7 protein-coding genes and 1 tRNA gene are annotated in these 7594 nt (G+C 54.4%); all 8 read right to left on the bottom strand.

The window, feature by feature from the left end; genetic code table 11:
* Positions 1–3809, bottom strand: a 3809-nt coding sequence (gene rpoB, locus ABYP39_RS15955; RefSeq protein WP_372783515.1) for a DNA-directed RNA polymerase subunit beta, incomplete at its 3' end; no start/stop codon positions are given.
* Between the two features lie 205 nt (positions 3810–4014).
* Positions 4015–4392, bottom strand: coding sequence for a 50S ribosomal protein L7/L12 (gene rplL / locus ABYP39_RS15950; protein ID WP_372759002.1), 378 nt, complete (start codon positions 4390–4392; stop codon positions 4015–4017).
* A gap of 48 nt (positions 4393–4440) precedes the next feature.
* Positions 4441–4968 (bottom strand): 50S ribosomal protein L10, encoded by a 528-nt coding sequence (rplJ, locus tag ABYP39_RS15945; protein WP_372759001.1) that lies wholly within the window; start codon positions 4966–4968, stop codon positions 4441–4443.
* 267 nt (positions 4969–5235) lie between these two features.
* Positions 5236–5931 carry a 50S ribosomal protein L1 gene (rplA, locus tag ABYP39_RS15940; protein ID WP_372759000.1) on the bottom strand — a complete coding sequence of 232 codons (696 nt, stop codon included), beginning with the start codon at positions 5929–5931 and terminating at the stop codon, positions 5236–5238.
* Positions 5932–6363 (bottom strand): 50S ribosomal protein L11, encoded by a 432-nt coding sequence (rplK, locus tag ABYP39_RS15935; RefSeq protein WP_372758999.1) that lies wholly within the window; start codon positions 6361–6363, stop codon positions 5932–5934.
* Between the two features lie 103 nt (positions 6364–6466).
* Positions 6467–6997: a transcription termination/antitermination protein NusG gene (gene nusG / locus ABYP39_RS15930; protein WP_372758998.1), complete on the bottom strand. Its 531-nt coding sequence runs from the start codon at positions 6995–6997 to the stop codon at positions 6467–6469.
* Between the two features lie 8 nt (positions 6998–7005).
* Positions 7006–7371 carry a preprotein translocase subunit SecE gene (gene secE / locus ABYP39_RS15925; RefSeq protein ID WP_372783513.1) on the bottom strand — a complete coding sequence of 122 codons (366 nt, stop codon included), beginning with the start codon at positions 7369–7371 and terminating at the stop codon, positions 7006–7008.
* A 68-nt stretch (positions 7372–7439) separates the two neighbouring features.
* Positions 7440–7515 (bottom strand) — tRNA-Trp (locus tag ABYP39_RS15920).
* Positions 7516–7594: the final 79 nt, after the last annotated feature.

Below are 7594 nucleotides of genomic sequence, written 5' to 3'. Positions count from 1 at the left end.
CTGTACGAGCCGGTGGAACGGGCATGCATCTTGTCATCCACCAGGTGGTTGAGCTTGAGCATGTACATATAACCTACGGTAACCGGACGATCAAAAGCTTCGCCACTACGGCCATCGCGCAGAGCCATCTGGCCGCTTTCCGGCAGGCCTGCCAACTTCAGCAGCTCTTTGATTTCGCTTTCCTGAGCACCATCAAACACGGGGGTTGCCATCGGCACACCGCCGCGCAGGTTTTGAGCCAATTCCAGCACGTCGCTATCGCTGAATGACTTGATATCTTCAACCCGGCGGGCATCGCCGGCCTTGTTGTAGATCTCTTCCAGCAGTGCACGGATCTCAGCAACCGCTTTCTGCGATTTGATCATCTCGTCAATCTTCTCGCCCAAGCCTTTGGCCGCAAGGCCCAGGTGGGTTTCAAGAATCTGACCGACGTTCATTCGCGACGGTACACCCAGCGGGTTCAGAACGATATCAACCGGCACGCCATTGGCGTCGTAAGGCATATCTTCTTCGGGCATGATGACCGAGATAACACCTTTGTTACCGTGCCGTCCGGCCATTTTGTCGCCGGGCTGGATGCGACGCTTGATCGCCAAGTAAACCTTAACGATTTTCAGTACACCAGGTGCAAGGTCGTCGCCGGTAGCCAGCTTACGCTTCTTGTCCTCGAAGCGGCGCTCCAGTGATTCTTTCTGCTCGTCGAGCTGCTTAGACGCATCTTCCAGCAGACTGTTCAGGCCATCATCCGCCAGGCGCAACTTGAACCAGTCTTCCTTCTCCAGGCCGGACAGCACATCAGCGCTCAGCTCGGTGCCTTTCTTAAGGCCCGCGCCGCTAACCACAGACTGTCCCTTCAAAGCATTGGTCAGACGGGCAAAGGTAGCTTCTTCCAGAATGCGGAATTCCTCGTTCAAGTCCTTGCGGAACTTGTCGAGCTGCATCTTTTCGATTTCCTGGGCGCGCTTGTCTTTTTCCAGGCCATCGCGGGTGAATACCTGCACGTCGATGATGGTCCCTTTGGTGCCGGAGGGCACACGCAGGGAGGTGTCTTTTACGTCAGACGCCTTCTCTCCAAAGATAGCACGCAGCAACTTCTCTTCCGGTGTCAGCTGGGTTTCACCTTTCGGCGTTACTTTACCCACCAGAATGTCGCCGGCGCCCACTTCGGCACCAATGTAAACAATGCCCGACTCATCCAGTTTGGCCAGCGCAGATTCGCCCACGTTGGGAATATCCGCAGAAATTTCTTCCGGCCCAAGCTTGGTATCGCGCGCGATACAGGTCAGCTCCTGGATATGAATGGTGGTGAAGCGATCTTCTTTAACCACACGCTCGGAAACGAGGATGGAGTCCTCGAAGTTGTAACCATTCCACGGCATAAAGGCGATACGCATGTTCTGACCTAGCGCCAGCTCACCCATGTCTACCGATGGGCCGTCCGCCAGAATGTCACCACGCGCTACGCTCTCGCCACTTTTTACGATAGAGCGCTGGTTAATACAGGTGTTCTGGTTGGAACGGGTGTATTTTGTCAGGTTGTAGATATCAACCGGCGGTTGACCAGCCTGCACTTCGTCTTCGTTGACACGAACGACAATGCGAGCGGCATCGACGCTGTCGATTACACCACCGCGTCGGGCAACCACACACACACCGGAGTCTGCTGCAACATAGCGCTCCATGCCCGTACCAACCAGGGGCTTGTCGGCCTTCAGCGTTGGTACAGCCTGACGCTGCATGTTCGAGCCCATGAGGGCGCGGTTCGCATCATCGTGCTCCAGGAAGGGGATGAGCGACGCTGCAACCGATACAACCTGCTTGGGCGACACGTCCATGTATTCGACTTCAGACGGATCTTTAACGGTGAATTCGTTGCGGTAACGCACCGCTACCAGATCTTCAACCAGTCGGTTTGAGTCATCGGTTTTTGCAGATGACTGTGCAATCACGTATTCCGCTTCGTTGATCGCAGACAGGAATTCAATCTCGTCGGTGACCAAGCCATCCACTACCTTGCGGTAGGGGCTTTCCAGGAAGCCGTACTCATTGGTACGCGCATAGGTTGCCAGTGAGTTGATCAGACCAATGTTCGGACCTTCAGGCGTCTCGATAGGACACACCCGGCCGTAGTGAGTCGGGTGAACGTCGCGGACTTCAAAGCCGGCACGCTCGCGGGTCAGACCACCCGGGCCAAGTGCCGATACACGGCGCTTATGGGTGATTTCTGACAGCGGGTTGTTCTGGTCCATAAACTGACTGAGCTGGGAAGAGCCAAAAAACTCTTTAACCGCAGCAGCAACCGGTTTGGCATTGATCAGGTCCTGAGGCATCAGGCCTTCGCTCTCAGCCATGGACAGGCGCTCTTTTACGGCCCGCTCAACCCGAACCAGACCAACGCGGAACTGGTTTTCTGCCATTTCACCCACGGAGCGAACACGGCGGTTACCCAGGTGATCGATATCATCGACGACACCTTTACCGTTACGAATCTCGACCAGAGCCTTGAGAACATCAACGATGTCTTCTTTACTCAGAGTGCCTTCGCCGACGATTTCTTCGCGACCCAGGCGGCGGTTGAACTTCATGCGACCAACTGCAGACAGGTCGTAACGCTCGGCAGAGAAGAACAGGTTCTGGAACAGGTTTTCCGCAGACTCTTTGGTCGGCGGCTCACCGGGGCGCATCATGCGGTAGATTTCTACCAGCGCCTCGAGCTGGCTGTTCGCCGAATCAATGCGCAGGGTGTCACTGATAAAGGGGCCGCAGTCCAGTTCGTTGGTATACAGCGTTTCAACTGTGTCGATACCCGCCTTGGCAAAGGCATCCAGCATTTCTTCGGTGATTTCAGCATTACAGGGGAAGAGAACCTCTCCTGTCGCTTCGTCGATCATATCTTTCGCCAAAGAGCGGCCAATCACGTATTCACGCGGCACTTCCAGCTCGGTGATCTTGGCTTTCTGAATTTGACGGATATGACGCGCAGTAATACGGCGGCCAGATTCTGCAATAACCTCGCCGTTCTTGTCGCAAATATCAAAGGTGGCGATCTCACCACGCAGACGGTCGGGGATCAGCTCAATCTTGAAGTGACCTTCCTTGTCAGCCTTGAACGTGTTCACGTCGAAGAACATGCTCAGGATTTCTTCCGACGTATAACCCAACGCACGCAGCAGAATGGTGGCCGGCAGTTTACGACGGCGGTCTATACGGACGTAAACCAGGTCTTTCGGGTCGAATTCGAAGTCGAGCCATGAGCCACGGTAGGGGATGACCCGTGCAGAATAGAGCAACTTGCCAGAGCTGTGGGTTTTGCCTCGGTCGTGGTCAAAAAACACACCCGGAGACCGGTGCAGCTGAGAAACAATAACGCGCTCGGTACCGTTCACAACGAAGGTACCGTTCTCGGTCATGAGGGGAATTTCCCCCATGTACACTTCCTGCTCTTTTATGTCTTTGATGCTTTTGTTCGCTGATTCTTTATCGTAGATAATCAGGCGAACTTTTACCCGCAGCGGAACAGCGTAGGTGACACCGCGCAGCTGACATTCGTTGACATCAAAAGCTGGCTCGCCCAGGCTGTAGTCAACGTATTCCAGAGCAGCATTGCCGGAGTAGCTAACAATGGGGAAAACAGATTTAAAGGCAGCGTGCAGGCCGTGCTCGCCGCGCTCTTTTAGTGGCGTTCCTTCCTGGGTGAACTTCCGGTAGGAGTCCAACTGAATCGCCAAGAGATAAGGCACGTCCATGACGTGCGGCATTTTGCCAAAATCCTTGCGGATACGTTTTTTCTCAGTGTACGAGTAAGCCATCAGCACTCCCCAGCATCATATCCTGACCTGTGCACCCACTCGGTGACACAGCATCTTTACCCGGTGGCCATCCGCTACTGCTGGATTTCCACCGCATGGAACCGGCGCCCTTGCCGGTTCTAAAATCCTTCAAACAGCGAAAGGCCGGCGGGATAACCCCACCAGCCTCGCTGTAAATTGGCCCGCGTTGCGCGCCAACTGCAACTTACTTGAGCTCGACAGTGGCGCCAGCTTCTTCCAGTTGCTTTTTCGCTTCTTCGGCTTCTTCCTTGGAAGCGCCTTCTTTGATAGTGGCAGGAGCGCCATCTACCATGTCTTTCGCTTCTTTCAGGCCCAGACCAGTCAGACCGCGAACCGCTTTGATAACGTTCACTTTCTTCTCGCCGGCAGATGCCAGAATAACGTCAAACTCAGTTTGCTCTTCAGCAGCAGCACCGCCTTCAGCAGCAGCTGCAGGCGCTGCAGCTACAGCGGCAGCTGCAGTTACACCGAACTTCTCTTCCATCGCTTCGATGAGCTCAACAACTTCCATTACGCTCATTTCAGCAATTGCATTCAAAATATCGTCTTTTGACAGAGCCATGTTTAACTCTCCTGATTACTGTGTCGAAATAAATTAACGAAGATCTGCTTACGCAGCTTCTTTCTGATCGCGAACTGCCGCGAGAGTACGTACCAGCTTGCCTGGAACCTCGTTCATTGTGCGTACCAGCTTGGTTGCCGGCGCTTGCATCACACTCATCAGCATAGAGAGTGCTTGCTCGCGCGTTGGCAACTTGGCCAGAACGTCCAACTGACTGGCTGCCAGCAATTGGCCGCTTACCGCGAGTGCCTTGACTTCAAATTTTTCGTGAGACTTCGCGAAATCTTTGAATATACGAGCTGCTGCACCGGGATCTTCCATTGAAAACGCCAACAGCGAGGGCCCAACAAAGGACTCTATAGCGCATTCAAATTCAGTTCCCTCAACTGCACGCTTGGCCAGTGTGTTGCGCACGACGCGCAAGCTAACATTGGATTCACGAGCGGCTTTGCGAAGCTCTGTCATTTCACTGACCGTGCAGCCGCGGGCATCCGCAACTACGAGGGACAGTGCACTGGCGGCAGTCTCGTTAACATCAGCAACAATCGCTTTCTTGTCTTCGAGTCTTAATGCCACTTGGATTATCTCCTGGATTTGTCTAGCTACTTACCGTAAGGCTTGGCGATACTGCTGCCCTGCCACTCTTTGGTGAACAAATCCGATCCACCATCTGCGTAGGTCTGCGCCGGTAAATCGCTTGCGCGAAACGCAAATTAAGGCGCGCCTCTCGGCTCGCCACCTACGGTCTTTGATGGCCTTTGGCTCGACACAGTTGTCTGCCAAGACCACAAAGATGTTTTGCTTTACGACCACCCTTTCCAGAGCGGCCGCGCAGCGAATGCTTTAGCTCGCCAGACTGCTCTGGTCGATGGCCAGACCCGGGCCCATGGTAGAGGACAGGGTCACTTTCTTGAGGTAAACACCCTTGCTTGATGCAGGCTTGGCCTTTCTCAGGTCTGCCAGCAGCGCTTCGATGTTTTCCTTGATAGCGTTGGCTTCAAAGTTGATGCTGCCAACCGCGCCATGAATGATGCCGTTTTTGTCAGTACGGAAACGCACCTGACCAGCTTTGGCATTCTTGACCGCAGTTTCAACATCAGGAGTCACGGTGCCAGTCTTGGGGTTAGGCATCAGACCGCGAGGACCCAGCACCTGACCTAACTGACCCACCACACGCATAGCGTCTGGGGAGGCAACGACAACGTCAAAATCCATCATGCCGCCTTTAACCTGCTCGGCCAGATCTTCCATACCGACGAAGTCTGCACCAGCCGCTTTGGCTTTCTCAGCGTTATCACCTTGAGTGAATACCGCCACACGAACAGTTTTGCCTGTGCCGTGCGGGAGAGTTGTTGCGCCGCGAACCACCTGATCCGATTTACGCGCATCGACACCCAGGTTGATGGCCACATCGATGGTTTCGGGGAATTTGATCGTAGATACTTCTTTCAACAGGCTTACCGCCTCGTCGATGGCATACAGCTTGCCCAGTTCCACTTTCTCACTGATTGCCTTCTGGCGTTTGGTCAACTTGGCCATTTACACACCCTCCACTTCGATACCGGCAGCACGCGCGCTACCCGCAATGGTGCGAACCGCCGCATCCATGTCTGCCGCAGTTAGATCGGGCATCTTCATGGTGGCGATTTCTTCCAGCTGCGCACGGTTAACCTTGCCAACTTTGTTGGTGTTTGGGGTACCGGAGCCCTTTTTGATACCTGCCGCTTTCTTCAACAGGAAGGCTGCTGGCGGGGTTTTCTTCTCGAAGGTAAAGCTGCGATCAGAATAAACCGTGATCACAACCGGGATGGGCATGCCATTTTCGAAACCCTGGGTTTCAGCGTTGAACGCCTTACAGAATTCCATGATGTTCACGCCGTGCTGACCCAGTGCTGGACCAACGGGCGGACTTGGGTTTGCCTGACCAGCAGGCACTTGCAGCTTGATATAAGCCTGTACTTTCTTCGCCATGTTTAACTCCTTGTGGGTGGTAACGCCTCGCGGTCTCGCGACCGGTCACCGGCTCCCCGGTTTTGCGTCGACTGTCCGACGCCAGACGCCAGAAGAGAAGCCGTTACGACTTCTCTACCTGACCAAATTCAAGCTCGACCGGCGTTGACCGACCGAAAATAAGAACCGCCACACGCAGGCGACTCTTTTCATAGTTAACCTCTTCAACAACACCGTTAAAGTCGTTAAAGGGCCCATCGATAACCCGCACCATTTCACCCGGCTCGAACAGGGTTTTGGGCTTGGGTTTGTCGCCGGTCTCAACGCGCTGCAATATCGCGTTGGCTTCAGCTTCTGTAATCGGCGCAGGCTGGTCCGCCTTGCCACCAATAAAGCCCATGACACGCGGAGTCTCTTTCACTAGGTGCCAAGTTTCGTCGTTCAGCTCCATCTCTACCAGCACGTAGCCGGGAAAGAATTTGCGCTCGCTCTTACGCTTCTGTCCGCCGCGCATTTCAACCACCTCTTCGGTGGGCACGAGCACTTCGCCGAACTGCTCCTGCATGCCGGCGAGCTCAATACGCTCTTTCAGCGCATTGGCGACCTTTTTTTCGTAGCCTGAATAGGCATGTACCACATACCAACGCTTTGCCATGCTTACCTCTAACCGATGATGAGGGACGCCAGCCAGCTAAGCAGCGTATCCAAGCCCCACAAAATCAGGGCCATAAGTATTACAAACGCCACCACCATCAAAGTGGTCTGAGTGCTTTCCTGCCGCGTAGGCCACACCACCTTGCGAATTTCGGTGCGCGCTTCCTTGGCCAGCTTCCAGAACGCAGCACCCTGAGTCGTCTGAATTGCCACAAGCGCTGCAACCACCGCCAGAGCCAACAGTGCCAGCACACGGTACAACAGTGATTCGTCGCCAAAATAGACATTGCCGGCAACGCCCGCAGCCACCAATACGGCAACCACAAACCACTTCACACCATTCAAGCGGCTACCTTGTTCCGCCTTTGCGTTCATTCCGAAACTTCCTTTCGCTAAGCGAAAAACACCACTTCACGTAGCGCGAAGCGGTGCTTTGCTGAATATGGCAGGCCAGGAGGGACTCGAACCCCCAACACCCGGTTTTGGAGACCGGTGCTCTACCAATTGAACTACTGGCCTAAAACGTCGGCAAACCGACGCTCTCAACCAAATCGTTTATTCAACGATTTTGGCAACAACACCCGCACCAACGGTACGG

The organism is Litorivivens sp. (assembly GCF_041625495.1).
Taxonomy (GTDB): domain Bacteria; phylum Pseudomonadota; class Gammaproteobacteria; order Pseudomonadales; family Spongiibacteraceae; genus Litorivivens.
The sequence above is the reverse complement of the archived record's forward strand: the minus strand, read 5'-3'. Positions and strand labels throughout refer to the sequence as shown.